This window comes from Paenibacillus baimaensis, from assembly GCF_025567575.1.
Genome location: NZ_JAOQIO010000038.1, coordinates 114,668 through 140,208 on the forward strand (window position 1 = coordinate 114,668; position 25,541 = coordinate 140,208).

Annotated in this window: 21 protein-coding genes and 1 other annotated feature; of the genes, 14 read left to right on the plus strand and 7 right to left on the minus strand. The window is 44.2% G+C overall.

Going from position 1 to position 25,541, the window contains the following annotated elements:
• The first annotated feature begins 46 nt into the window (after positions 1 to 46).
• Positions 47 to 526, plus strand: coding sequence for a GNAT family N-acetyltransferase (locus OB236_RS13640; protein WP_262684483.1), 480 nt, complete (start codon positions 47 to 49; stop codon positions 524 to 526).
• Between the two features lie 241 nt (positions 527 to 767).
• On the plus strand, positions 768 to 2,507 hold the full coding sequence (locus OB236_RS13645; protein ID WP_262684484.1) for an Ig-like domain repeat protein: 1,740 nt from the start codon (positions 768 to 770) through the stop codon (positions 2,505 to 2,507).
• 68 nt (positions 2,508 to 2,575) lie between these two features.
• On the opposite strand, the gene OB236_RS13650 is transcribed toward OB236_RS13645, so the two are convergent.
• Together OB236_RS13650 and OB236_RS13655 are read right to left on the minus strand one after the other, a co-directional pair.
• Positions 2,576 to 3,649: an LLM class flavin-dependent oxidoreductase gene (locus OB236_RS13650; protein ID WP_262684485.1), complete on the minus strand. Its 1,074-nt coding sequence runs from the start codon at positions 3,647 to 3,649 to the stop codon at positions 2,576 to 2,578.
• A 247-nt stretch (positions 3,650 to 3,896) separates the two neighbouring features.
• Positions 3,897 to 4,361, minus strand: coding sequence for a GlcG/HbpS family heme-binding protein (locus tag OB236_RS13655; RefSeq protein ID WP_408638463.1), 465 nt, complete (start codon positions 4,359 to 4,361; stop codon positions 3,897 to 3,899).
• A gap of 164 nt (positions 4,362 to 4,525) precedes the next feature.
• On the opposite strand from OB236_RS13655, the gene OB236_RS13660 reads away from it, so the two are divergent.
• The 5 genes from OB236_RS13660 (at position 4,526) to OB236_RS13680 (ending at position 9,373) form a co-directional block, all read left to right on the plus strand.
• The gene (locus tag OB236_RS13660) at positions 4,526 to 4,990 is read left to right on the plus strand and encodes a MarR family winged helix-turn-helix transcriptional regulator (protein ID WP_262684487.1); all 465 of its coding nucleotides are present in this window, start codon (positions 4,526 to 4,528) and stop codon (positions 4,988 to 4,990) included.
• 97 nt (positions 4,991 to 5,087) lie between these two features.
• Positions 5,088 to 5,951: a Rossmann-fold NAD(P)-binding domain-containing protein gene (locus OB236_RS13665; protein ID WP_262684488.1), complete on the plus strand. Its 864-nt coding sequence runs from the start codon at positions 5,088 to 5,090 to the stop codon at positions 5,949 to 5,951.
• Positions 5,948 to 6,436 (plus strand): anthrone oxygenase family protein, encoded by a 489-nt coding sequence (locus OB236_RS13670; RefSeq protein ID WP_262684489.1) that lies wholly within the window; start codon positions 5,948 to 5,950, stop codon positions 6,434 to 6,436. The genes OB236_RS13665 and OB236_RS13670 overlap by 4 nt, the downstream gene beginning before the upstream one ends.
• A 95-nt stretch (positions 6,437 to 6,531) precedes the next feature.
• Positions 6,532 to 6,785: a binding site (T-box leader), on the plus strand.
• A gap of 74 nt (positions 6,786 to 6,859) precedes the next feature.
• Positions 6,860 to 8,539, plus strand: a complete 1,680-nt coding sequence (locus OB236_RS13675; RefSeq protein WP_262684490.1) for a glutamine--tRNA ligase/YqeY domain fusion protein — start codon at positions 6,860 to 6,862, stop codon at positions 8,537 to 8,539.
• A 78-nt stretch (positions 8,540 to 8,617) separates the two neighbouring features.
• Entirely contained in the window at positions 8,618 to 9,373 is a 756-nt protein-coding gene (locus tag OB236_RS13680) for an NRDE family protein (protein WP_262684491.1), read from the plus strand.
• 39 nt (positions 9,374 to 9,412) lie between these two features.
• On the opposite strand, the gene OB236_RS13685 is transcribed toward OB236_RS13680, so the two are convergent.
• Complete coding sequence (locus OB236_RS13685; RefSeq protein ID WP_262684492.1) at positions 9,413 to 9,799, minus strand: MerR family transcriptional regulator; 387 nt, start codon at positions 9,797 to 9,799, stop codon at positions 9,413 to 9,415.
• Positions 9,800 to 10,034: 235 nt separating this feature from the next.
• Here OB236_RS13685 and OB236_RS13690 point away from each other — a divergent pair, with 235 nt between their 5' ends.
• The 6 genes from OB236_RS13690 to OB236_RS13715 all read left to right on the plus strand — a co-directional run bounded on the left by OB236_RS13690 (position 10,035) and on the right by OB236_RS13715 (position 19,048).
• Positions 10,035 to 11,861: a sensor histidine kinase gene (locus tag OB236_RS13690; RefSeq protein ID WP_262684493.1), complete on the plus strand. Its 1,827-nt coding sequence runs from the start codon at positions 10,035 to 10,037 to the stop codon at positions 11,859 to 11,861.
• Positions 11,854 to 13,494 (plus strand): response regulator, encoded by a 1,641-nt coding sequence (locus OB236_RS13695; RefSeq protein WP_262684494.1) that lies wholly within the window; start codon positions 11,854 to 11,856, stop codon positions 13,492 to 13,494. Before OB236_RS13690 ends, OB236_RS13695 begins: the two co-directional genes overlap by 8 nt.
• A 190-nt stretch (positions 13,495 to 13,684) precedes the next feature.
• Positions 13,685 to 15,043: an ABC transporter substrate-binding protein gene (locus OB236_RS13700; protein ID WP_262684495.1), complete on the plus strand. Its 1,359-nt coding sequence runs from the start codon at positions 13,685 to 13,687 to the stop codon at positions 15,041 to 15,043.
• A gap of 23 nt (positions 15,044 to 15,066) precedes the next feature.
• Positions 15,067 to 15,999: a carbohydrate ABC transporter permease gene (locus OB236_RS13705; RefSeq protein ID WP_262684496.1), complete on the plus strand. Its 933-nt coding sequence runs from the start codon at positions 15,067 to 15,069 to the stop codon at positions 15,997 to 15,999.
• Between the two features lie 19 nt (positions 16,000 to 16,018).
• Positions 16,019 to 16,855, plus strand: a complete 837-nt coding sequence (locus tag OB236_RS13710; RefSeq protein ID WP_262684497.1) for a carbohydrate ABC transporter permease — start codon at positions 16,019 to 16,021, stop codon at positions 16,853 to 16,855.
• 42 nt (positions 16,856 to 16,897) lie between these two features.
• Positions 16,898 to 19,048, plus strand: coding sequence for an alpha-amylase family protein (locus OB236_RS13715; RefSeq protein ID WP_262684524.1), 2,151 nt, complete (start codon positions 16,898 to 16,900; stop codon positions 19,046 to 19,048).
• A gap of 70 nt (positions 19,049 to 19,118) precedes the next feature.
• Here the strand turns inward: OB236_RS13715 and OB236_RS13720 are convergent, their stop codons facing one another.
• The 4 genes from OB236_RS13720 to OB236_RS13735 all read right to left on the minus strand — a co-directional run bounded on the left by OB236_RS13720 (position 19,119) and on the right by OB236_RS13735 (position 22,750).
• The gene (locus OB236_RS13720; protein ID WP_262684525.1) at positions 19,119 to 20,327 is read right to left on the minus strand and encodes a thiolase family protein; all 1,209 of its coding nucleotides are present in this window, start codon (positions 20,325 to 20,327) and stop codon (positions 19,119 to 19,121) included.
• 65 nt (positions 20,328 to 20,392) lie between these two features.
• Positions 20,393 to 21,076 carry a 3-oxoacid CoA-transferase subunit B gene (locus OB236_RS13725; RefSeq protein WP_262684498.1) on the minus strand — a complete coding sequence of 228 codons (684 nt, stop codon included), beginning with the start codon at positions 21,074 to 21,076 and terminating at the stop codon, positions 20,393 to 20,395.
• Positions 21,073 to 21,771, minus strand: coding sequence for a CoA transferase subunit A (locus tag OB236_RS13730; protein ID WP_262684499.1), 699 nt, complete (start codon positions 21,769 to 21,771; stop codon positions 21,073 to 21,075). The genes OB236_RS13725 and OB236_RS13730 overlap by 4 nt, the downstream gene beginning before the upstream one ends.
• A 25-nt stretch (positions 21,772 to 21,796) precedes the next feature.
• Complete coding sequence (locus OB236_RS13735) at positions 21,797 to 22,750, minus strand: peptidyl-alpha-hydroxyglycine alpha-amidating lyase family protein (protein WP_262684500.1); 954 nt, start codon at positions 22,748 to 22,750, stop codon at positions 21,797 to 21,799.
• A gap of 360 nt (positions 22,751 to 23,110) precedes the next feature.
• Here OB236_RS13735 and OB236_RS13740 point away from each other — a divergent pair, with 360 nt between their 5' ends.
• Entirely contained in the window at positions 23,111 to 25,432 is a 2,322-nt protein-coding gene (locus OB236_RS13740) for a helix-turn-helix domain-containing protein (protein ID WP_262684501.1), read from the plus strand.
• Positions 25,433 to 25,541 lie beyond the last annotated feature (109 nt).

Sequence of the window (25,541 nt, forward strand, 5' to 3'; positions counted from 1 at the left end):
AAAAGATGATATCATAAGTGAAATTATATATAGGTGGTGACGGTCTTTGTACAAATGTCGTCAAGTTATGCCAAGTGATTACTTAACAATTTGTAATTTCCCACTAAATGCTGAAGAATTATTTTATATGTATCCCCAAGCAACATTTCCACTGACAGTGGATCAGCTTGAAGCGAAATCCAATAGCAGATTAAAGCCAATGGTTCTATTGGGTGATGAGGATCGTGTCATTGGCTATGCCAACATTTATGATTTAGACGAAGGGCTGAGATGTTGGTTAGGTAACGTAATTGTATCACCGGAATTCAGAGGAAATGGTGCCGCTGAATATTTAATCCGTTCTATGATGTCCGCTGCAAGGGACGAATTACATGTGAAGGCACTACATTTGGTTTGTCATAATACGAATACAAGAGCTTTGATGTTTTACACCAAATTAAACTTCAAGCCCTATGAAATTACAATGAGAACTAATAATCAGGGCCAGACAATAGCCGGTATCTTGATGAAGGCCGATTTAAGATAACCAGGCAGTCAGTTATGCGCAGTAAAAGACCGGAACCCTTTCTACAAGGTGCTTCGGTCTTTTTGAATGATAAATGTGGCCCCCCATTGTCTAGCTCTCTCGTAACCAATACCTTTATTGGCTCCGTTTCTCAAATGTACTACTTGGAGTATACTTAAAGTCAATAAATATTTTCATTAAAGGTGTGGAAGATGTTGTATAATAAATAGAGGAAACTATCTTTATTCAGGAGGATTATGACGTGGACCGATTTTTTAACTTCATAGAACGAATAAGATTCATAGGTTTTGTTTTATTTTTCGTATTAATAACAAGTATGCATCCTGATGCGATTTTTGCTCAGAATGTAACCACGTCGACAATATCCAGCAGTGTGGCTGCATCAACGTATGGGAACTCCGTTACCTTTACAACGTATGTAACCGATTCTGCTATCCAAGGGACTCAGCCGAGCGGTACAGTAACTTTTAAAGACGGAAGCTTAACAATGGGAACTGCGACTTTGTCCAGCACCGTACCTGCGGTAGCTACAGTGCCCAATCAGCCAGCAGTTCCTTCCGGAATGAAAGTAAGTTGTTATTCAGGACCCGACACCTTTACTTCAGTAGATTGCCCCGTTGTGAAGTGGGGCGATTATACCTACTGGGCATTTAGCTACAATGATAATCGTGACTCCTTGGGCATTGTTGCCTATGACAGTTCCGGCACGGTTGTGAAGCAATGGGAACGAACAGGCACTCGTTATCTGTGGCAGATCACTGTGGATGCATCAGCCCAGTCGATAACCTTTTGGGGACAAGGAACTAGCAATGCTACGGTTGAATGGGGTTTTCTTGAAAATCATAGTGCTGCTGCCAGCTTCACGACATCCACATTGGCAATAGGCACACACACGATTACAGCTGCTTATAGCGGAGAAGGCAATCATACTGGAAGTACGTCTGGTGGGGTCCAGCATACCGTAAATCCTATTGCTACTTCGACCACCTTGAACTCTAATGCGAACCCTTCTTCGTATGGGAATTCAGTTGATTTCATAGCCACAGTTACATCCTTGGGAGGATATCCGGCAACGGGTACGGTTACCTTTACAGAAGGAAGTACAACACTCGGGACGGCATCATTGGCAGGTGGAGCAGCAACGTTCTCTACCTCATCACTATCTGCTGGCACGCATGCTCCGATTACGGCCGTATATGAGGGGGACAGCTTACACTCAGGGAGTATGTCCACAGGACTCACCCAAGTTGTGAACAAGCTGATGTCGTCCACAAGCTTGACTTTCAGTAGCAATACGTCAGCTTATGGTGATTCAGTTACCATTAATGCTCAAGTGACATCTTCGCCTGGAGGTGAACCTACGGGGATGGTTACTTTCAAGGATGGCATTACGATACTTGGCATTGCTTCCTTATCAGGGGGACAAGCATCTATTTCGATTTCTTCATTAACCGCTGGGAATCATTCCATTAAAGCCGAATACACGGGAGATACCAATTTTATGGGCAGTGCTTCAAGCGCCACTTCACTAGAAATCTTGTTACGGAGCAATTCTAATCTTAGTGGACTTACACTGGATGGCATTTCTATGGTTGAACCTTTCAACAAAAATGTCTATGTGTATACAGCTTCAGTGAGTAATACGGTTCATGCGGTAGCGGTAAGGGCTTCATTAGAAGACAGTACTGCTTCTATAAAAGTTAACGGAATCGCTTTATCAGTCGGACAAGCGAGCAGCCCGATCGATCTACAGGTAGGAAGCAATAACATTAGCATTGAGGTAACGGCCCAAGACGGAACGAGCAAAAGTACATACGCTATCACCATTCAGCGATCTGCAGCAGAGCGCATGGATGCTGCTCAAGCACTTACGAAAATTTCTTCCATGTATGACAGCAATATGGATGGTAAGTTTGATGCGGATGATGTCAGAGAGATTTTACTTCTGATCGAGCCTGTTAGTATTGTGCCATTACCCTAAAGCTAAATGAACAACCAGCTGCGCATAAGCAGCTGGTTGGATAGCTTCAGTACCCTAATTAAGATTGATTATTCCTTTGCCACGTTTCGGGCCAGTTCCTTACGAACGATGGGTGCAACCTTGGTTCCGAGCAGCTCGATGGCACGCATCACTTCACGGTGCGGCATCGTACCGACATTTACATGCAGGAAAAAACGAGTAACCCCCAAATTTTTGCGCAGCAAAATAATTTTCTCAGCGACATATTCGGGATCTCCGACATAGAGCGCACCACGAAGGCTGCGTGCTTGGTCATAAGCAGCTCGGTTATAATGCTGACCCCAACCACGCTCGCGCCCGATGACGTTCATTTGAGCTTGTGTGGAAGGGAAGAACAAATCGGCTGCCTGCTCGGTTGTTTCTCCAACAAAACCGTGTGAATGTGTCGCAATCGGCAGCTTTTCAGGATCGTGACCGGCGCGCGCGGCTGACTTCTTATAGAGATCAACTAACGGAGCAAAGCTCTCCGGCATTCCGCCGATGATCGCGAATGCGATAGGAAGACCGAGCATGCCTGCCCTAACAGCAGATTCTGCATTGCCGCCGCTTGCGATCCATACAGGTAGTGGGTTTTGAACAGACCGGGGATAAACACCAAGGTTATCGATGGCAGGACGATGGCCGCCGCGCCAGGTAACTTTCTCCGAGGATCTGATTGCAAGCAACAGCTCCAGCTTTTCTTCGAACAATTCATTATAATCGTCCAGACTGTATCCGAAAAGCGGAAAGGACTCTATGAATGAACCCCGGCCAGCCATAATTTCAGCTCGTCCATTTGAAATGCCGTCAAGGGTAGAGAAGGCTTGATAGACGCGAACCGGATCATCTGAGGACAGCACGGTAACCGCACTTGTGAGCCTTATCCGCTTGGTCATGGCTGCCGCAGCTGCCAATACAACAGCAGGTGAGGTGCCCGCATAATCGGCTCGATGATGCTCCCCAATCCCATAGACATCCAGACCGACCTGATCGGCGAGAATGATTTCCTCAACTGCATCGCGTATCCGCGCAGCATGGCTGATGACCTCTCCAGTAACTGGATTCGGCGTAGCCTCCAAAAATGTACTGATTCCTATTTCCATGTTGTTGGTTAAACCTGTCATTGTGATACGCCTCCTTTAGTACTTATAGTTTACTCATTTTTTTGTAGTTTCTCAAATTTAGTAAGCTACAATCGAGACGAGTAGAGAGGTTTTGACGAAGATTGCATCACGAATGAGCCAGAATTGTAACATTTAAGGCAGCATTTTATGTAAGAGGTTCACATATACAACCATAACCGGCGTCTTTTCCCATCAGATTCTGATCAGAAGAAAGCGCCGGCTTATGTTCAAAAACTTAATTTCCCAACTACATAGGCTGATTTGATCCTATACGATAGGAGATGGCCGCGGAATCCCGTTTGTTTTTTAAAGCTTCAAAAACATGTATTGCGGCATTCGCCACTTCGATATCTTGAGCACTGGTGCCGCCGCTTACACCGATTCCACCGATAACCATCCCATCCTTCATAAGAGGAATCCCCCCGCCAAGAATAACGACTTTCCCATGATTGGTCGTATTAATCCCGAACGACGGGTTTCCAGGAAGAGCGGCTTGTGCCAAATTCGACGTTGGCATTTTCATCGCTACACTTGTCCAAGCCTTGTTCTGAGCTATATCGATTCCTGCAATCCTGGCCGTGTCCATACGATGAAAGGCAATAAGATTAGCGCCATCATCAACAATAGCGATATCATCAGCCAATCCCATTTCTTTTGCTTTTCTTTCAGCTGCTTCTAACAATACCTTAGCTATTTCCAAAGTAAGCTTCATTACCGTCATCTACCCCTTAGTTAAAGTTTTTATAGGATATGGTCAATGGCCCAATTTGGTGTTTATCCAATTTCAATGCTTTCTCAGGATCCTTGATGAATGACGTGGCTAGAGGAAGTAGGAAATAGGGACTTTACATTATTTTGGAAATATATTATATTTGTATGCGCAAGCAATTTATCGGAAATGAGGTTGTAACCGTGCTGGGGACCTATTTAAAAGAATGTCTGTATTTTACTGCGAATAGACTGGGTAGAGTGATCACCAAAATGGCAGAGGATGAGTTTGCCGCAAGTGGGTTGTCACCAACGTCAGCTTTTTTATTGATGGCCGTTTTTGAAAAGGAAGGGATTTCACAAAAAGAGTTAGGGGAAATACTCCATCTTCAACCCTCAACTGTAACCCGTCTTATTGAGAAGCTTATCATTAAAGGGCTAATTACGAATCGTGTCGATGGGCGTTTGTCACTTATTTATGTTACGGATAAAGGGAAGGCATTAGAGGAGCCAATCAACGAATGCTGGAATAGCCTTCGTAGTCGTTATGCTGCTTTATTGGGGGAAAAGGAAGGCGATGAATTATCACTTTATCTGTATAAAGTGAGTGATCGCATTGAAAATATAGAATGATCCAACATTCTTTATTTGAATTAACACTTGCTTGCGCAAACAATATTATACGTAAGAAATTAAAATATATTGAAATTAACTAAAGGAGAGATCATGGATGAACAACGAAACAGGTAAGAGGGCAATTATCAAGGATAAGCAACCAACTTTAATTATTGGTGGAACAGGCAAGACCGGTCGACGTGTGGCTGAGAGGCTGACGAAGCTCGGTTTACCTGTAAGGATTGGTTCCCGTTCTGGCGACCCGTCCTTCAATTGGGAGAACCCAAACACATGGGAAGCGACATTGCAGAACGTGGGAGCGGTGTATATCACTTATTACCCTGATCTGGCGCTGCCGGGTGCCGCCACAGCCATTGGTGCTTTTGCCAACCTTGCCGTGAATAGTGGGGTCAAGCGGCTGGTTCTGCTATCCGGCCGAGGTGAAGAAGAGGCACAGCTAAGCGAGCAGGCCTTGCGGGAATCCGGTGCTGACTGGACGATTCTGAGAGCGAGCTGGTTTAGTCAAAATTTCAGTGAAAGCTTCCTGCTAGGGTCGGTGCTCAGCGGTACGGTTGCTCTTCCGGTTACAGAGGTGGCGGAGCCGTTCATCGACGCTGAAGACATTTCAGATGCAGCAGTTGCAGCTTTGACGCAGCAAGGACATATTGGACAGCTTTACGAGTTGACCGGACCGCGAGCGCTCACCTTTGCAGAAGCAACCGAAGAAATTGCCAAGGCGAGCGGCAGAGCTATCCGCTATGTGCCAATTTCTACAGAGCAGTTCAATTCTATGCTGGCACAACAGGACGTACCGCAAGAGATAATGGCACTGCTGACCGACTTGTTCACCAAGGTGCTGGATGGCCGTAATTCCCACTTGACCGACGGCGTCCAGCGGGCTTTGGGACGGGAACCTCGGGATTTTGCCGACTACGCTCGAAATGCAGCCGCTACAGGTGTGTGGGGAGGTTCGAGATGAGCGACCGGATCGTCAATAGCCTGACCTTGTTCTCGACTGTCGGCTCTGGATTGATAGCAGGAATATTTTTTGCCTTTTCAGTATTCGTAATGACTGCCCTCGTCCGACTCCCACCGGCGCAAGGTATTGCCGCTATGCAGTCCATCAATATCGTTATACTCAACCCACTATTTGGCTTGGTATTTGGAGGGACGGCATTAGCGTGTGGAGTCCTGGCGATCACCTCCTGCTTCAAATGGGGCGAAGCAGGTATGATGTATCTGCTTGTCGGCAGCATATTCTATCTCATTGGCTCCTTTCTGGTAACCATCGTGTTCAATGTTCCGCTGAACGACGCACTGGCCGCAGTAGACCCTGGCAGTGCCCAAGGCGCCGATCTATGGATTCGTTACAACGCTAGCTGGACGGCTTGGAACCACGTACGAACTATCGCTTCCTTGGCGGCACTGGTATCGTTTATGATGGCATTCCGACAGATCGGCTAGCAGTAGGGAATTCAGGTAACAAATTGCACATTGTTGACTCATTACGTATAATGGTTTACACAAAAGGTAATGATTTGATAACATAAAAGGAATATTCAAAAGCGATGATGAGATGAGTAAGGGAAAATGTTCTTGCACAGAGAGCTCCGGCAGCTGAAAAGGAGTCAAGAGTTTTTCCCCGAACCAAGCCTCTGAGCAGTGCGTCGGAACCTTCGATGGGGATGGCGTGACGGGAGCTCCCGTTATAGAGCTAAAGTATAAGCATTGTCTGCAATGCCGTACTTGATGAGGTTAATATGGCGACATATTAATGAAGCTGGGGTGGTACCGCGAAAATTTCGTCCCCGAGACATAAAACTGGTCTTGGAGGTGAAGTTTTTTTGTTGATTGTCCACTTATCACGTTCATTAGGAGGAGACCATATTGGCTAACGGGAACGAGCATCAAACTGAAAACTTTTTGTTTAGACTGATTACTGAGGAGCTTGAGGCGGGTAAATTCGGAAGGGACATGTGTACACGATTTCCTCCCGAGCCTAACGGCTATCTTCATATCGGAAGCGCCTATGCCATACACACGAATTATACGATTGCCCATAGATTTAACGGAACCTTTCATTTGCGATTCGACGACACGAACCCTCTTAAGGAGAACATCGAATATGTGAACGCGATTATAGAGGATATCCAGTGGCTTGGTTACGATCCAGGCGATCATATCTATTATGGATCGGACTATTCAGACGAAATATATAACGCTGCAGTTACCTTGATCAGGCAAGGGAAGGCTTATATCTGTGATTTGACGCCAGAGGAAGTGTCAGAGTTTCGCGGAACCTTGACGGAGCCGGGCAGAAACAGTCCGTATAGAGACCGTTCAATTGAGGAGAATATGGAGCTTTTTGCAAAAATGAAGCAAGGGGACTATCCGGCCTTCTCCAAGGTTGTTCGCGCCAAAATCGATATGGCATCGCCCAATATCAACCTGCGTGATCCTGTTATTTACCGTATACTCCATGCTGAGCATTACCGAACAGGAAATGACTGGTGCATCTATCCGATGTACGATTTTGCCCATCCTATACAAGACGCGATTGAGGGTATCACGTATTCCTTATGCTCCATTGAATTCAAAGACCATCGCCCCTTGTACGACTGGGTTCTCAAGGAGCTTGAAGTCCCCGAGCCTCCGCGGCAAAGAGAATTTGGTCGGTTGAGTCTAACGGGTGTCGTAACAAGTAAACGGTTTTTGAGGCAGCTGGTAGAAGGCGATTACGTAGATGGTTGGGATGATCCCAGATTGCCTACGCTCCGCGGCTTAAGAAGAAGGGGCTTCACTCCGGAAAGCATACGCAGCTTCATCGAGGAAATTGGCAGTATTCGAACTCAAAGCACGGTAGACATTTCGCTGCTTGACCACTGTCTCAGGCAGGATCTCAAACCGAAAACGATTAGCGTTATGGCCGTTTTACAGCCTTTAAAGGTCGTTATCACCAACTACCCGGACAATGAGTTGGAGCTGTTAATGGTTGAAAACAATAGCGAGAATGAGGCGCTGGGAAAAAGAGAAGTGCCTTTTTCCAAAACGATCTATATCGAACGGGACGATTTTATGGAGCAGCCACCTAAGGGCTTTCATCGGTTGAGTCTGGATGCGGAGGTCAGGCTGAAGGGAGCGTATTTCATCAGGTGCGAGCAAGTGATCAAGGACGCCGAATCAGGAGAAATTACTGAGCTTCACTGCACCTATGATCCCATCACAAAAAGCGGTAGCGGATTTACCGGGCGTAAGGTGAAGGGCACGATCCATTGGGTCTCAGCAGCGCATGCCGTAAAGGCTGACGTTCATCTGTATGAGAAGCTGCTGCTTGAACAGGACGTTCCGAAGGAGGGCAGCGGGGATTGGACGGAAGCGATAAATCCTGATTCACGCGTTATCGTAAAGGATGGATTGCTGGAGCCATTCGTCGAACATGCACATTCCGAACAAAAATTTCAATTTTTCAGACATGGCTATTTTTGTGTGGATAAGAAGCTCACTACAGGCAAGCAGCTCGTATTTAATCGTATTGTACCGTTGAAGGATACCTGGAATAAAAAATGAGGATTGTGCCAAGAACCAGTCTTAACGCTAACCTGCTGTGTTAGACTGGTTCTTGCCATTAGGAAAGTTGGGATTTCCATGTGTTTAATTTTGTTTGCTTATCAGGCACACGAAACTTATAAGCTTATCGTTGCTGCTAATCGTGATGAATTTTACAACAGACCGACAGCAGCCGTTCATTATTGGCAGGATCATCCTGATGTGCTTGCAGGTCGGGATTTGAACAAAATGGGCACCTGGATGGGAGTGACCACAGCTGGGCGCTTTGCAGCTTTAACGAATTATCGAAACCCAAAGGAATCAACGGACGGCAAACGTTCAAGAGGAGAATTGGTGGCGGATTTTTTAATCAACAATGAGCGGCCTGAATCTTACATGCAGGAAGCCGCTAACAAACGCAATGCATATCCTGGGTATAATTTGTTGGCTGGCGATGCTAACAAGCTTTACTACTATTCCAATATTGAGGATAAGATTCAACAACTGAAACCGGGTGTTTATGGGATCAGTAATCATTTATTAAATACCGCGTGGCCCAAAGTCGAGCATGGCAAAGAGGGCTTGTCAACCTTAATAAGTGAAAATAAAGGTGATTTAACAGAGCAGCTGTTGACGTTACTCCAAACCGCTGACCCGGCCCCCAATGAAATGCTTCCTCAGACAGGAGTTTCGTTGGAATGGGAACGGACGCTTTCGCCTATTTTTATTAAAAGCGAAGGCTACGGAACCCGGAGCTCGACGGTAATGTTGATGACTGAAAAAGAGATTTACTATAAGGAACGAGTTTACATGGAGGAAGAAGTACATAATCGCGAATTTACTCTTACCTTATAATCTATTAAAGCTTGGGCAATGGGGAGGGTTGCTGAAGCGTCACAATGCGCGGGAGTCCCTTTCCAATTGTTGTAATTGTACGTCGTACAAAGCCATCTTATAGTTGATTTTGCCTAATGTTTTAATTAATTGAAGCATTTGTTCCTCGATTCTTTCTTTATGATCCACCATCATTTTTTTACGCTCTAGTAGAGTCTGATCCCCTTCTTTATGCAAATCCACGTATTGTTTTAATTCAGCCAAAGGCATTCCTGTGGAACGCAGCGATATGATCGTTTCAATCCATTCAATACTGGACTCATCATACAAGCGAATCCCATTATCATTTCGTTCTGCATAAGGCAGTACACCCTGTTTTTCGTAGAAGCGGAGCGTGTGAGCAGATATCCCCGTTTTTTTGGAAACATCATTGACCGTATATGACATGTATGAATCTCCTTCCATTTAATTAGAGTTACTCTAATCTATTATACCTCTTCATTCGTGTATACTCAATAATATTGGATGTGTCCGAGGATCTGCCAGAGGATGAATATCGCCGCTAGTAGTCACCTTGATCGATACTAAATCTAATCAAAAAGTAGCAGCGAAGCCACTCAGGAAGCTGTATAATGTGTTTGTCTGGGAGCATGGCAAATAAACGAGAGCAGGTGGTTTTATATTGAAAGTAGTAGCCTTTATCAATAAAAGTATTCAGCGGAAAATGTTTTTTTATTTAATACTGGCGACTGTGTTTCCAACAGCAGCTATAGGTATCTGCTCTTATTTAATTTCAATTGATATTTTAAAAACTAAAGTAAGTGAATCGGTGACTGAATCTCTGGGCTTTATTAAAAATGGAATCGAAAATGAAATGAAGCAGGTTGAGCAAATTTCCAGCTATATGTACATTAATAACGATATCAGAAAAATACTAGCCAAAGATTTTGTGGAGAACACGCCAGAATCTTATTATGCCATGGTTAAAGCGAGTGAAGCTTTTTCTTTGTATTCCATTCATTCACGTAATTTTTCATACATTTCCTCGATTCAAGTGTTGGGTGAAAATGGAGTCAACCTGCTGTATGGTGAAGAAACCGGGAACTTTTACCGAAAAAATTTAAAAGAAATGAAAACGAATGCTTGGTACGATGAGGCAGAGCAATTAAACGGGAAAATATACTGGGTCGGTAAAGATGATAATTATAACGATCCCAGTAAGGTAGCGGGAAAAAAACAACTGATTTCAATGGCAAGAACGATCAAAGATATGAATATGGTCGATAATGTTGGTATGATTTATATCAGCTTTGATAATTCGATGTTTCAAGAGATGCTTAGAAATTCATCGATCCAAAAGGGTGGTAAAATTTTAGTGATCGATAATCATGATGAGGTTGTTTATACATCCGAGGACTTTGATTTGGATAGAGGGAAAAGAAGCCTCAGTCAGATTAAAGGTCAACAAAAGCAGCAAGGCTATTTATTGGATAGCGATACTGCAGACAAGCAGCTGACAGCTTATTATTATATCAGTCGTTATGGCTGGTGGGTTATGGAAACGCTACCATACAATGAGCTAATCAAAGACAATAAATTAATTTTCAAAGTAACGATTACGGTCTTTTTGGTTTGTTTGCTTGTGTCCGGATTGATTTGGTACTTGTTAGCCTACAAGTTTGTTAAGCCGATTAAAGATTTAATCGTTACGATGAGAAGCATAAAAGAAGGGCAATTAGTAGCTAAAGCCAAAATCCAGAGTGATGACGAGATTGGCGTGCTCAGTAACAGCTTTAATTACATGATCGACCGCATACACATCTTGTTTATGAAAGTGCTAGAAGAGCAGGAAATGAAGAAAAATGCAGAGTATAAAGCGCTTCAGGCACAAATTAATCCTCATTTTTTATTTAACACTTTGAATTCGATCCGTTGGATGGCGATCATCCAAAAAGCTGACAACATCAAAGATACGATTGACACCTTAGGAAGGCTGCTAGAAAATAGTACGAACAGCGTGGAACCTTTTATTTGTATCGAAGATGAAATTCAAAATGTAAAGGACTATCTCAGCATTCAAAAAATGAGATACAAAGACAAATTTGACGTTGTATTTGAAATCGAGCCACAGCTGCTCCAATGTTTATGCATCAAATTCATGCTCCAGCCGCTTGTTGAAAATGCAATTTTTCATGGAATTGAACCTAAGCCTGGCTTCGGTACGATTCAGATTACAGCTCGTTTGGTTGGTAACGATGTCCACATGATTGTCAGAGATGATGGAATGGGAATGGATGAGCAGAGAATCGAGGAAATATTGAACGATAAAGAACAAACGAAGCAGGGCTTGAATGGAATCGGCATTCAAAATGTGAATGAGAGAATGAAAATGACGTACGGGGAAGCCTATGGCATTACCATCCGAAGTCGTCTACAGGAATTTACTGAAATAGAACTGCTGTTACCGGTTCAATATACAGCTAAGGAGGATCTCTGGGAACATGCTTAAGGTAATGATTATTGATGACGAGATCTTGGCGCGAGTAGGTATCAAATCGATAATTCCATGGAGACAACATGAGTTTGAAGTGGTAGCGGAAGCCGAGAATGGTGAACAAGCCTTGGCATTAGCTAAGGAGCTGCTACCGGACATCGCGATTACGGATATTAAAATGCCCTTGTTGAATGGAATCGAATTCATTAAAGCCATGAAAGAGCTCGGTATGACAACCAAATTTGTTATATTAAGCTCCTATGGCGATTTCGAATACGTCAAGGAAGCGATGAAGCTTGGAGCGGAAGATTATATATTAAAATTGAAAATGGAACCGGATCATCTGCTGCAGATTTTGATTAAAATCAAGGAAAAGATCCTTCAAGAGAAAAGTCAGCAAATCAGCCTAAACAAAAGCGAAAACGAAATAGACAGCTATTTGCCGTCGATGAGAGAAGCGTTATTTAACAGGCTGCTATTCGGGTATTTTGAAGATAATGAGGAAGTTCACCGTCAATTCAGGCTGATGAAAATTGAACTGCCACAAGCTCATATTTATTGCCTGCTCGTTAAGGTCGACCACTATGAGGTATTCAAAAAGTATAAGGAACAAAACGACTTATATATTATTACGTATGCGATTACCAATGTTGTCCAAGAAATAGTTAATGAATTCCATGCAGGCTATGTGTTTACGACGAAACCTATGGAAGTCGTTGTCATCTATGCAGACGATTCTTTGTCCGAAACGGGGCAGCTGGCTATTAGAATCAGAGGGTTGTGCGAACGAATCCAGTCAGCATTAAAAAAGTACCTGAACATATCGGTCACTATCGGAGTTAGCGAAGGGCAGCCATCGTACGTAGAGATTAAAAAGGGCTTCGGACAAGCCGTTAAAGCGCTGCAAAACGGATTCGCCTTACCCCGAGAAAGCATTATTTTTTTTAATGACGATTTGAACAATCTGGACAAGAGCGACAACGCCCTTGGAGAAACCTTTATGAAGCTGGAGCAGGCCTGCGCGATGGGATCAACCGATACTATTATTCATGAGTTGAAGCTTATACAACAAGGGTTGATAGGAGTTTCCCCGGATAGTCTAAAGGGACTTTGCGCTTCGATTCTTTTTATGCTGATTTCATTTTCCAAAAGCAAGGACTTATCCCTGTATGACTTATGGGAGGATGATCCTTTCAATCAGATAGAAAAATTTCAAGTTTTGCAGGATTACATAGACTGGTTATCGATGTTAATTGCCACGCTCAATAAAATATCGGATCTTTTGGGTGATAACCATAAATTGATTTCCCAAGCTAAACAATTCATTCATGATCATTATGACCAAAACATATCGCTGCAGATGGTTGCTGAGCATCTCCATATTTCCGGTAATTATTTGAGTCATCTTTTCAAAAAGGAAACTAACGAAAATTTTATCGATCATCTGATTCATATTCGAATTGAGCATGCCAAAACATGGATAACAACCTCCAATTACAAAATTCATGAAATAGGAAAACGGGTTGGATATCATGATAACTTTTATTTCAGTAAAATATTTAAAAAGGTGGTTGGCGTAACCCCCATACAATACAGGAGCAGCTTCACAGCATCCGACAACGATAATGACGATATGAAAAACGATTAAAAAACAACATATCGGAATAAAAGACAAGCAGCTGTCAAGGTTAATGGTATACAACAGATAGCCTCAATTAAGCTTCTGGAATGTGAGTAGAAGAAGACAATGTCACCTCAATCTATTCCATTTTTAATTGCACCTGATTGTTTTATATTGTTAGTGTTCACAAATTAATTCTCAACGAAGGGGAAATGATATGCGTAAGAGAAAAGCAGCATTACTAGTTTCGATCAGTCTGGTTTTTGTTTCTGCGTGCTCCTCAGCACCCGATCCAAACAGCGCGAACAATCCAGCGCAGGCGAATGGAGGGAAGACGAAGATTGTAGTCTATCACTGGACTCCGGTAGAGGGAATGGAAAGTGCCGTCAAGGTGTTTAATGAGACTCATCCTGATATTGAAGCCGTATATGTGAAAATTCCCGATTCTCCCGACGTCCCGTTAAAAGTGAATACACTTCTTGCTTCCGGGGAACAGATCGATGTTATAGCGCAGTGGTCTCCTGACGATTTAAGGACACGCGTGGATAACGACTTGTACGAACCGCTTAATTCTTATTTTGAAGAAAACAAAATTGACTTTGCCAAAACTTTCGGTGAAGAGGTTGCCAAGCTGGAAACCATCAATGGCAACATTTACGGAGTCCCGTACGGGAATAAAGTAAATGGTATTTTCTACAATAAAAAGCTGTTTGACGAGGCCAAGGTTCCCTATCCGAAGGACGATTGGACCTGGGAGGATTTCAGGGAAACGGCCAAGAAGCTGACGAAGGGCGAAGGGCCTAACAAGCAATACGGATTCCTTCCCTACGTGATTGAAGATTGGGCGACGATTGCACAGTTGAAGCTTGGGCTGAACGCGATGTATAAGAATGATAAGGAAAGCAACTACGATAACCCGTATTTCAAGGAAAGTCTGCAATTATTTCACAACATGCAATTTACGGATAAATCGATTATGCCACTGGCTGAATTTCCGGCCAAGAAACTCGATTCGGCGACGAACCGTGCCAATGTGTTCTTTAAGGGGCAAGCGGGCATGTATATGGGAGCTTCCTTCATCACCTTTTATTCCAAGTTCCCGGAAAACAAACACGACTTTGATATTGGCGTCGTCAATATGCCCAGATATGATAAAGATTACAAGACGACTTCAACCATTTCTTACAGCGATTTGAGTATTCCCAAGAGCAGCAAGCAAAAAAAGGCGGCTTTCGAATGGGTTAAATTTTTTACGATTGACCGTCCAGATGTGACCTCTGCGCCCAAAGGCATGCAGCCTCCTGCTCCTATTCATGATGAAAATGTCAAAAAAGGTGTGTTTGACACCCTGTATAATGTGCCTACCTTTAACGGTGATCAGGTGTATAAGGTGTTTAATGATCCGAGTACGGTTCTGGTTTCCGATCAGACAACCATAACCGTAGCCAAAAAAGAAATTGGTGCAGTCGTTAAGGAAGAGGTAACAAGAGTGTTTTTGGGAGAAAAAAGTGTTGATGATGCCGTCAAGGATATGAAAAAAAGATCAGATGAGCTGATCGCTAAGGCCAAAAAATAACTTTTGCAGGAGATGCTTATAGGATGAAACCCAACACCGACATGATTGTTGTCACAAAGGCCCGGTCCAATAAGCTAAGACTTAGAGAAAATTTGGATGGCTGGCTGTTTCTGTCTGTAAGCTTGGTAGGCTATCTGTTATTCCGGTTCATTCCGATTGTATTCTCCCTGGTACTCAGCTTCTGTGACTGGAACCTGATTTCCGGCTTGAAGGGCATCCGATTTGTCGGTCTGGACAACTTTGCTGAGCTTCTGCATGATCAATGGTTTATAAGCTCCTTGATGAATACGTTTTATTTCGCTTTCGTCAGCGTTCCCATCTCCATAGGTTTATCGCTATTGGTTGCGGTCATTGTTAATCAGAGTGTATATGGCAAGGGCTTAATCCGATTGCTGCTGTATTCGCCGCACATTTCTTCCATGGTGGCGATCTCGGTCATTTGGGCTATCTTATACTCGCCCAGCTTTGGACCCATTAATATGTTCCTGAAATCGATCGGCATCAGCAACCCCCCGGGCTGGATCAGCTCTTCAACCTGGGCAATGCCTTCCCTCATCATTATGAGCATATGGCAGTCGATTGGTTACAACATGGTCATTATGCTAGCTGGCCTACAGGGGATTCCAAAGGATTATTACGAAGCTGCTGAGGTCGATGGAGCCAACCTATTTCAAAAATTTAAAATCATTACGATTCCTTTAATGTCGCCTACTTTGTTTTTTGTAATGATTACTTCTGTCATCGGTTCCTTTCAAATATTTGCACAAGTTAACATTATGACCCAAGGCGGGCCTGGTACATCAACCTCCGTACTCGTTTACTATATTTACAATGTGGCGTTCAACTACAATCGGATGGGGTATGCGAACAGTATAGCCTGGGTACTCTTTGTCATCATTCTTGTACTCACCTTATGGCAGTGGAGACAGCAAAAAAAATGGGTGCATACACAATAACAATAAGATGAGGTGTGAGATGACGAGAAACATGCAGAACATGATCCATAAGTCCATACTGACCTTCATCATGCTCGCCTTATCCATTATTATGGTACTGCCCTTTCTCTGGATGCTTTCCACATCATTCAAGCTGGAAGCAGATGTATTTAATTTTCCAATACAATGGGTTCCCCCTTCGTTTACTCTGGATAACTATAGGGACGTTTGGCTGGGAAAGGTGCCGTTCTACCTGTTTTATCTGAATTCCATCAAAGTGACGTCGATTTCCGTTGTGGGTGTCATTTGCACCAGCTTGATGGCCGGATATGCTTTTGCCAAAATCCAGTTTAAAGGCAGGCACGTACTGTTCATGTTTTATTTATCTACATTAATGTTTCCGGATCAAATGATGCTGGTCCCACGCTTCATCTTTTATAAGTTCCTGGATATCTACAATACCCACTGGGCTTTGATGTTGCCGGGGATGGTTTCAGCTTTTGGGACATTTTTGATGAGACAATTTTTTATGAGCTTACCGAATGAGCTTTTTGAGTCCGCTCGTATAGACGGATGCAATCATTTTAAAACCTTTATTCATATCGCGCTTCCCCTGGTAAAACCTGCTGTTGTTGCATTCGTTATTTTCTCGTTTGTCTGGTCCTGGAACGATTACGAAAATCCGCTTATCTTTTTATCGAAAGCAGAGCTCTTTACGATTCCTTTGGGATTGTTGTCCTTTCAGGAAGAGAACAGAACGAGTTATGCGCTGATCATGGCAGCTTCTGTCAGCTCGCTGCTGCCTATATTTATCGTCTTTTTGGCTGGTCAGAAGTATTTCGTCCAAGGCATTGCCTTGACAGGGATTAAAGGTTAAATCAAGGTTACATATCTGATTCAGGAGAGGAAAGTGACTATAATGGGTAAATGGGATTGGCTGCAGGAACGTAATCGGGGAATTCATATGACGATTCGTGATGTGGATTGCATCGATTTTGACGCAAAGAGGCTTGCCAAGGATCTTCACGAGCTTGATGTTAATTTTTTAACGTTTTTCTCAGGGGGTTATGTAACGACCTATCCGTCACAGGTCAGCTTGCAAAGAAGAAGTCCCTTTCTGCAGGATCGGGATATTACAGGGGAAATTATTGAAGCGCTACATGAATACGGGATCAAAGCTCTTCCTTCGATTGAATTTGGCGTCATGCCAATAGAAGCCGGGTTTGTACATCCAGAGTGGTGCGCTCGTGACCATGAAGGCAATCCATATACAGTTGCTGAAACCTTGTATGCCTGCTGCCCATTGGGTGGATATCATCATGAATTAGGCGAATTGTTTGTCCAGGAGGTTTTAAGTCGGTATGATGTGGACGGATTATACTGGTGCGGTGCCAGCTACGGTTTTCAGGCATATGGGTCGGGTATATGCTATTGCGACAAATGCCAAGCTGATTTCTTGAAGACCTCAGGTCAAACGATACCAGCTATCAAAGATTGGTCCGATCCACTATGGAAACCATTTTTGAAATGGAGAATGGAGAAGACGACCGAATCGGCCAAACGGATTTATGATATGGTGAAGAAAATCAATCCGGAGATCCCTGTACTTGGCAATGCTGTATGTTTTGGAGATGCAGGCTGGACGGTCAATTCGTCTCTGGATATGGAGGAGATTGCCCGATATCAGGATACGGTCATTATCGAAGCCCAATCTCGTGTCAAAATTAATGAAACGACCGATCATGAAGATTGGCATTCATTAACCTGGCCGGACGAGGAAACCCGTTACATGACTTCGATCAGCGATAATCCGGTTTGGGTCGTCGTTTCCTACTTCTTGGCTTGGCCATGGCGGAGAACGGCGGTTCCGCCTGTCGAGCAAAAAATTTACTTAGCGCAAATTGCCGCGAACGGGGGCACGCTGCAGGTGAATCTATCAGGAGGTCCACCTGCGACCCACAACGATACCCGTGGTTTCCAGGCTATTAAAGAGCTGTATGGTTTTCTGAAGGAACATAAGGCGTTTTATGATCATGACCGCTCAAGCGCAACCATCGCTATCGTATTTTCACAGGAGACCTTGATCCACTATGGACAAGATCATGGAATGGAAAAATACGTCCAAAGTATCAGGGGAATGGAGCAAGCTTTATTGGATGCACATGTTCCTTTCGATATCATTTCAACAAGAACCTTACAGACAGATAAAATAGACCGATATCAGACGTTATTGCTGCCGTCACTTTGCTGCATTTCGGAGGAAGAGGCCGAGTCAATCCGAAAATTCGTGAACAATGGCGGAGGTCTGGTGGCTACCCACGAAACCACACTTTACGATGAAACGGGAAATAAGCGGGACGACTTTTTGCTTGGCGACTTGTTTCAAGCTTCGAGCTTAGGAGCAAGCGGCAGAGTTACCGGAGAATTCGACCATGTACTCAAGCAGGCTTACCTTAGGATAGTGGGGGAGCATGAGATTCTTGAAGGTATTGTTGGCACCGATGTCGTACCTCTTTATGGTGAATATTGTCCGGTACGTACCGTAGATGCTGATTATCAAAGCCCTTTAAAATTGTCTGCACCGTTCCGGGTGTTTCCTGAAGGCTTCTCTTACACTTTGGAGGATGACGCTGAATACCCGATGCTCATTGCTTCTGAGCACAATAACAAAGGCAGGGTCGTGTATTTCCCCAATCAAGTGGATAAATCCTATAGTAAAGTCGGGTTTCCTGATTTGGGTACGCTAATTGCCAATGCTGTACGTTGGACATCTCATGGGCGAGAACAGCTTAAGGTGGTTGCACCAGATGCATTAGTTATTTCTCTCCGGGAAAAGGAGCAGTATCGGATGGTTCATATGGTCAATACTTTAGGAGGACGCCGATTCTTTACTTCAATAACACCAGTGCGTGATGTTAAGGTAGGTATTTCTGAAGCTGCTCCTATGAAACGGGCTTTCTTGCTTTCAGACGGAATCGAATTACCTATTACCGAGGATGGACTTTTCAAAACAGTGACCATCCCCGAAGTTACAGATTATGATGTCGTCGTATTTGAAGTCAGCCAGTAATTATTTTCTTGTTTTTACATGATAACCTGATACATGCCCCCTTGGAATAGACATGGGAAAAACCATTTGGTTATTCCGATAAGTTCGAGGGGGTGTATTTCCATTTGGAATTCTCAATAACGACTGCCATACCTTGACCACCGCCAACGCATATTGCCGCCAAGCCGAACCGTTTGCCCTGTCTTCTGAGCTCATAGGCTAAGGTCAGTACAATACGTGCTCCGCTGGCACCGAGCGGATGCCCTATGGCAATGGCACCGCCATTAACATTCGTACGTTCACGATTAAGGCCAAGCTCCTGCTCTACGGCCAAATATTGCACAGCGAACGCTTCATTGATTTCTACAAGATCGATATCCGCCATCACTAGGCCGGCGCGTGTTAATGCCATACGGGCTGCTGGAACAGGACCAAGTCCCATTAGCTCGGGTGCGACTCCTGCAATACCCCAGGAAACAATACGTGCCAGCGGCTGGCGTCCAGCCAATCGATGTTCTCCTGCCAGTACCATCGATACGGCACCATCATTCATACCGCTTGCATTGCCGGCAGTAACGGACCCATCCTTTTGGAAAGCCGCTCTTAGCTTCCCAAGCTGTGCCATGGACGAATCACTGCGAATCAACTCGTCCTGCTGGATCGACTGGCTGCCCGAACGTGTTTGTACCTCAACCCCAACGATTTCCTTTCCCAGCATTCCCGTACTTGAAGCCTTTGCAGCACGCTCATGACTGAGCAGGGCGTAAGCATCCTGAGCTTCACGTGAAATATCATATGCAGCTGCAATATTCTCCGCAGTTATGCCCATACCACAGCCGATATAGTGATCCGTGAGTGTATGGAGCAGCATGTCCTCCAACTGGATGTGGCCTAATTTCATTCCCCCGAAGCGGCTGGTAAAATCGGCATGTGGAGCCTGTGACATATTTTCCGTACCGCCTGCCAACACCATTCCAGCTTCCTTTAACTGAATGCTCTGCACGGAGGAAATAATAGCCTGCATACCCGAGCCGCAGACTCTGTTGACAATAAGGGCCGGCGACTCTATCGGAACGCCTGCCTGTAACGCAATGTGTCTTGCCGTATAAGCTGCATCAATACCCGATTGAATCACATTTCCATAAATGACATGATCGATTTCTGCTGCATCCACCGCAGCACGCAGCAAGGCCTCCTTCGCGCTAATCAGACCGAGTTCCCTGGCACTAACTTGCCTGAACGATTGCCCGAATGCTCCGAATGCCGTTCTTGCTCCATCCAGAATGTATACCTGTTCGATATCCGGTTTGACCTGTTGCATCCCGGATTGTGCTTCATCTGCTGTCATTGTACCTGCACCCCGCCTTAATAAGCATCTATAATTACGTCCAGATCAACCAGCAGGCTGGGCTCAACCGAAGCGATGATTTGCTCGATTGTGAAGCCTTTTGCAACCTCCCGCAATTTCAGGCCCTCAGCCGTTATATCCAGGACGGCCCGCTCCGTAATGATCCGATGCACAACCTCTTGTCCTGTTAACGGCAGCGTGCATCGATTTAAAATTTTGGGCTGACCTTTCTTGGTAAGATGGTCCATGAGGATCACGATTCTCTTGGCCCCCTGTACCAGATCCATGGCCCCGCCCATACCTTTCACCATCACGCCAGGAATCATCCAGTTGGCAAGATCCCCTTGCTCAGATACCTCCATCCCTCCAAGAATGGCGAGATCTATATGTCCACCGCGTATCATGGCAAACGACTCGCTGCTATCAAAAAATGCTGCTCCTGGAACGGCAGTGACCGTTTCCTTGCCCGCATTAATCAGATCGGGATCAACCTCGTTGTCCGCAGGATACATGCCGATCCCAAGTAGTCCGTTTTCCGATTGCAGCATGACATGTATCCCTGCTGGAATGTAGTCGGCGACAAGGGTAGGGATGCCGATCCCTAAATTGACATAAAAGCCATCGACGATTTCCTTGGCGGCCCGTTTAGCAATTTTCTCGCGTACCGCAGCTTTATCGAGCTGTTCGATATTGTTGTTCAACCCATGACACCTCTTGTTGTAAGACGTTCAATACGTTTTTGCTGTGAGCCTACGGTTAGCATCTGCACATAAATACCTGGTGTGTGGATATGGTTGGCATCCAATTGTCCGACTTCAACGAGCTCTTCCACTTCCGCAATCGTTACATTTCCCGCAGTCGCCATCATCGGATTAAAGTTTTTGGCTGTTTTATTGTAGACCAGATTGCCGAGACGATCTCCCCTCCAGCCACGAATTAGACTGAAATCCGCCTTCAGTGCATGCTCAAGCAGGTAGCTGCGACCCTCGAATTGCCGAATCTCGCGACCTTCGGCAAGTGGTGTACCTACTCCGGTAGGGGTATAAAATGCGGCAATCCCAGCCCCGCCTGCACGAATTCGTTCGGCCAGTGTTCCTTGGGGGATTAGCTGGACTTCAAGCTCGCCTGACAGGAGCTGACGTTCAAATTCTTTGTTCTCACCAACATAGGAGCCGATTATTTTGGTGATTTGCTTATTTCTCAGAAGCAAGCCTAGTCCCCAATCATCGACTCCACAATTGTTGGAGATCACGGTTAGATTGGTAACACCTGAATCTGCCAAAGCAATAATTAAATTTTCCGGAATTCCGACCAACCCGAATCCCCCAACCATGATCGTGGCTCCGTCAGGTATGGTCTGTACTGCCTCTTGAAATGTGGAAAGCACTGGTTTCATGGTTTGTACCGCTCCTTATCCAAGCTTACAGCCTGCGAAATTTTTGCAAAGCGTGATGCAAATCCTCAGGCGTACTGATTTCGTGGGCTGGCCAGATCACCTCGCCTACATAAATACTGCCTTCCTGATCCACACAAATCGAGTGAGCTGCAAAGAAATTGCCCGCTTTCCAGCCTTCAGGACCGCCAATTCTTGTTTTTTCTACACCAGCCAAATCAAAGACACGAATCTGTGACCATGGCGGATTGCTGCTCGGCTTGAACAGGACATTGTCGATATACATCCTGTGACCAACCTCGGAAACATAAACAAATCCATCCTTGATACAAATGTCGGTAGGGCGGTACAGGTTTTCCCATATTGCTTGGAGGTTCCCGTCTATGTCAAATATTTGGATTCGATCGTTCTCGCGATCTGCCACATAGACAAGGCTGTTCTGATCAACCGCGATGCCGTGAGGAAGGTGGAACTGACCGGGTTCGTAGCCAGGTTCTCCCCATGATTTGATAAGCGTACCGTCTGCGGAGAACCGGTGTACTCTGGCATTGCCATATCCATCACTGACGAAGATGTCGCCGGATGGAGAGGTTGCTGCATTCGTTGGCTTATTGAAGGGACCTGCTCCTTGTGTAACAGTTTTGAAATCTCCACCTATGCAGCCTGAATCGGAGGATTCGCCAGCCGTTCCAAGCGTCAACAGGAGCTGTCCGTCTGGGGAAAACTTCATAACGATGTTCTGCTTGCTGTCGACACAGTAAACAAAATCATCGGAATCAATAAAGATGCCATGAGGACCGCCAATCAAGCCTTTTCCCCAACCGCCAACATATTGCCCGTCACTGTTGAAGATGAGCACAGGTACCTCTCCGCGCACCAGAGCATACAAATTTCCTTGTGAATTGACGGCTACCCCTGCCACGTTATTTAACACCATTCCATAATCCTGTGGTTCAAACTTATAATTGGTTTCAGAGCTCATGAGTCATTCTCCTTTTAAATAATTTTACGATTCAAAATTCTATGCGCAGCTGCAGTTGCTTTTGCACAGGGTTACGATACCACGCAGTTTTGGTAACAGGCTATAATCAAATTTGTCACAGCGGTTCGAGATAACACACATAGAGATAAGCGATCAGTGCAAGGAGTCAATGATCATTTTTGTACAGATAATCATTTATTGAAAAGAGAGGATTTTTCATGAAGAATGATAAATAATAATTGTGAAATTTTGTTGAGTGTGTAACTATAATAGACAAGACAAATGGATTCAACCCTTCCTATGTCTTGTTCGTACTTGCAGTTAACAGAGGGAAATATGACACAGATGAAGGGAGTAACTATGAAAATACGTTCCTCTAAATACTTGTTGACCATGATTGTGTTTTGTCTTTTGCTGGGTACATTTCCGGTAATTTTAATGGGTATTTTCTCGTACTACAGGTCCTCTCATACCATTCAGGAAAAAGTGAACGCGAGCAATATGCAGGTTCTGCTCCAAACCCAAATAGGTGTTGAGCAAGTGTTGAAGAGTGTGGACCGTTCACTGATGTATTTCGTTGACTCTCCTGATGTCAATGAAGCCATGACGCTAGATATGAAACCTAAGGACTTTGAAAAATTAATGGGTCTAAATATTCAACTTGGAAAGCTTCAAGCCTTTGATTTAGGTGTACAGGATGTCTCGCTTATGAATATTTCCAAACAATGGATTTATAACAATTACGGATTTTACAGACTCAACGAGAGTGACAATAAAACCAAATACGAAGCTACTATCGGGCTGCCTCAGCCATCGATGTGGGTTAGTGAGCTGGATTTTGGTCCTGATGGTGATTTGGTATATTCCGATAAGTTTTTTAATGAACAAGCCGTTAATCTGATCAAAAAAATTCCCATTAATTCAATGTCTCCTATCGGTATTGCTATCGCCAAGGTGCCGCTTGAGTTTATGAGTAAATTGATTTCCCGGAGTGACGGAATTGGGGAGGTTATGATTCTGGATGATCATTTCCATGTTCTGGCCAATAATCATAACCATGCTAATCCTCAAGGTGCCAATTTGGTTCAAGCCGGCTATATCAAAAAGATTATGAGTGAAAATCAGCAAACGGGAAACTTCAATACGAAATTGGATGATGATAATGTAAGCGTTATCTACCGAAAGTCAAGCTACAATGGATGGTATTATGTTTCCATTATGTCCATAGAAGACATTACCAAGGATTCCAAGGCTGTGGGTTGGTATTTGCTTTTTATTTGTATGGGGATTTTGGTGGTCATTTCGATTGTTTCATTCATTGGTTCGCGCAAAATGTATAATCCGATTTTCAATCTTTATCAAGCTATCATGGGTTCAGGGCCGACTATGAAGGTGAGCAATGAATTTAAATTCATCGGAGAACAGATACAATTACTAGTAACCAATCAGTCAAAAATGGCCAATCAGATACAAACCCAATTGCAGCAGTTAAAAGTATTTTTCACCTTAAAGCTGATTCAAGGGGATGCGGATCAGCAGGAAACGGAAGATAAATTAAAGCTGTATGGATATCCTGTACCTCCACGGTGGATGATCATTCTTGTTTTGCAAATCGATACGACAGAAAAAACGAAATGGAGCAGTATCGATCGGGAGCTGACGATGTTTGCGATCAATAATATTATCAGTGAGCTATTAGTCAAGGAATGTGTCATCCATCCGATTATAGTCAATGATTTTCAGGTCACCATTATCGGCGGCGAGCAGGAGACCTACGAGCAATTCAAAAATGATATCTACACGCTTGCAGAGCATATTCAAAAAACGGTAAAAGAATATTTGGAGCTGCAGATTAGCATTGGAATCAGTCGAACTTTTCATGAATTCGAGCATACCCATCGAGCATTTAACGAAGGTGTCGAGGCTTTGAAATACCAGATCAGGTTAGGCTACAATGTGATTCTGTTCAATGAAGATGTTCAGCCTGGACCTAATATGCAGCTTTTACTTCCCGTTCGGATTCAGTATGAATTGATTGATGCCGTAAAATCGATCGATTATGACAAAGTGAAAGAATCGCTTCATCAGTTCATGGAAGAGGTATTTAAATTAAAGATGAGTTATCTGGAATATCAGATTCCTGTGGCGCGTTTGCTTACGGATCTTGTGCGAATCGTACAGGATTCGGGGGAATCGTACAGTATTTTATTTCAGGGACAAAAATCGTTATTTGACCAGTTGTTTGAACTAAAAACAGCACATGATATTGAGCAATGGCTCAGCAACGTCGTTATCGAGCCTATCATGCACATGCTGCAGGATAAAAGTGAAAATCAATATAAAAAGATATCTGGAGTTGTCCTGCGGATGATCGAGGAGGAGTTTGATACAGACTTGACCATTGAGGAATGTGCTGTTCGGTTAAATTATCATCCAAGCTATATCCGCCGTGTTTTTCTCAAAGAGATTGGAGAAAACTTCGGTGAATATTTGACCCAGTACAGAATCAATATGGCTAAGAAATGGTTAATGGACACCGATATGAAGGTATTGGATATAGCCAATAGATTAAGATACAACAATTCGCAAAACTTTATCCGCAGCTTCAGGAAGCTGGAAGGCATAACGCCGGGGCAATACAGGGAGATCCGAAAACGAAGACTGGATGGTTATGAGAATTAGTTTATGGAGGGGGGCCACAATAAACGGCTCCTTTTTAAGCTGTCATGGGTGTCATGATTATCTGTTTATAAATGATTATGGCCGATCTTCCGCATATGGTTTTCCCGTG

Excerpts from the sequence above, each read along its gene's own strand:
- OB236_RS13650 (WP_262684485.1), bottom strand. The coding sequence starts at position 3,649 with ATGACAGGTTTAACCAACAACATGGAAATAGGAATCAGTACATTTTTG.
- OB236_RS13655 (WP_408638463.1), bottom strand. The coding sequence starts at position 4,361 with ATGAAGCTTACTTTGGAAATAGCTAAGGTATTGTTAGAAGCAGCTGAA.
- OB236_RS13660 (WP_262684487.1), top strand. The coding sequence starts at position 4,526 with ATGCGCAAGCAATTTATCGGAAATGAGGTTGTAACCGTGCTGGGGACC.
- OB236_RS13665 (WP_262684488.1), top strand. The coding sequence starts at position 5,088 with ATGAACAACGAAACAGGTAAGAGGGCAATTATCAAGGATAAGCAACCA.
- OB236_RS13670 (WP_262684489.1), top strand. The coding sequence starts at position 5,948 with ATGAGCGACCGGATCGTCAATAGCCTGACCTTGTTCTCGACTGTCGGC.
- OB236_RS13680 (WP_262684491.1), top strand. The coding sequence starts at position 8,618 with ATGTGTTTAATTTTGTTTGCTTATCAGGCACACGAAACTTATAAGCTT.
- OB236_RS13685 (WP_262684492.1), bottom strand. The coding sequence starts at position 9,799 with ATGTCATATACGGTCAATGATGTTTCCAAAAAAACGGGGATATCTGCT.
- OB236_RS13695 (WP_262684494.1), top strand. The coding sequence starts at position 11,854 with ATGCTTAAGGTAATGATTATTGATGACGAGATCTTGGCGCGAGTAGGT.
- OB236_RS13700 (WP_262684495.1), top strand. The coding sequence starts at position 13,685 with ATGCGTAAGAGAAAAGCAGCATTACTAGTTTCGATCAGTCTGGTTTTT.
- OB236_RS13705 (WP_262684496.1), top strand. The coding sequence starts at position 15,067 with ATGAAACCCAACACCGACATGATTGTTGTCACAAAGGCCCGGTCCAAT.
- OB236_RS13710 (WP_262684497.1), top strand. The coding sequence starts at position 16,019 with ATGACGAGAAACATGCAGAACATGATCCATAAGTCCATACTGACCTTC.
- OB236_RS13715 (WP_262684524.1), top strand. The coding sequence starts at position 16,898 with ATGGGTAAATGGGATTGGCTGCAGGAACGTAATCGGGGAATTCATATG.
- OB236_RS13730 (WP_262684499.1), bottom strand. The coding sequence starts at position 21,771 with ATGAAACCAGTGCTTTCCACATTTCAAGAGGCAGTACAGACCATACCT.
- OB236_RS13735 (WP_262684500.1), bottom strand. The coding sequence starts at position 22,750 with ATGAGCTCTGAAACCAATTATAAGTTTGAACCACAGGATTATGGAATG.
- OB236_RS13740 (WP_262684501.1), top strand. The coding sequence starts at position 23,111 with ATGAAAATACGTTCCTCTAAATACTTGTTGACCATGATTGTGTTTTGT.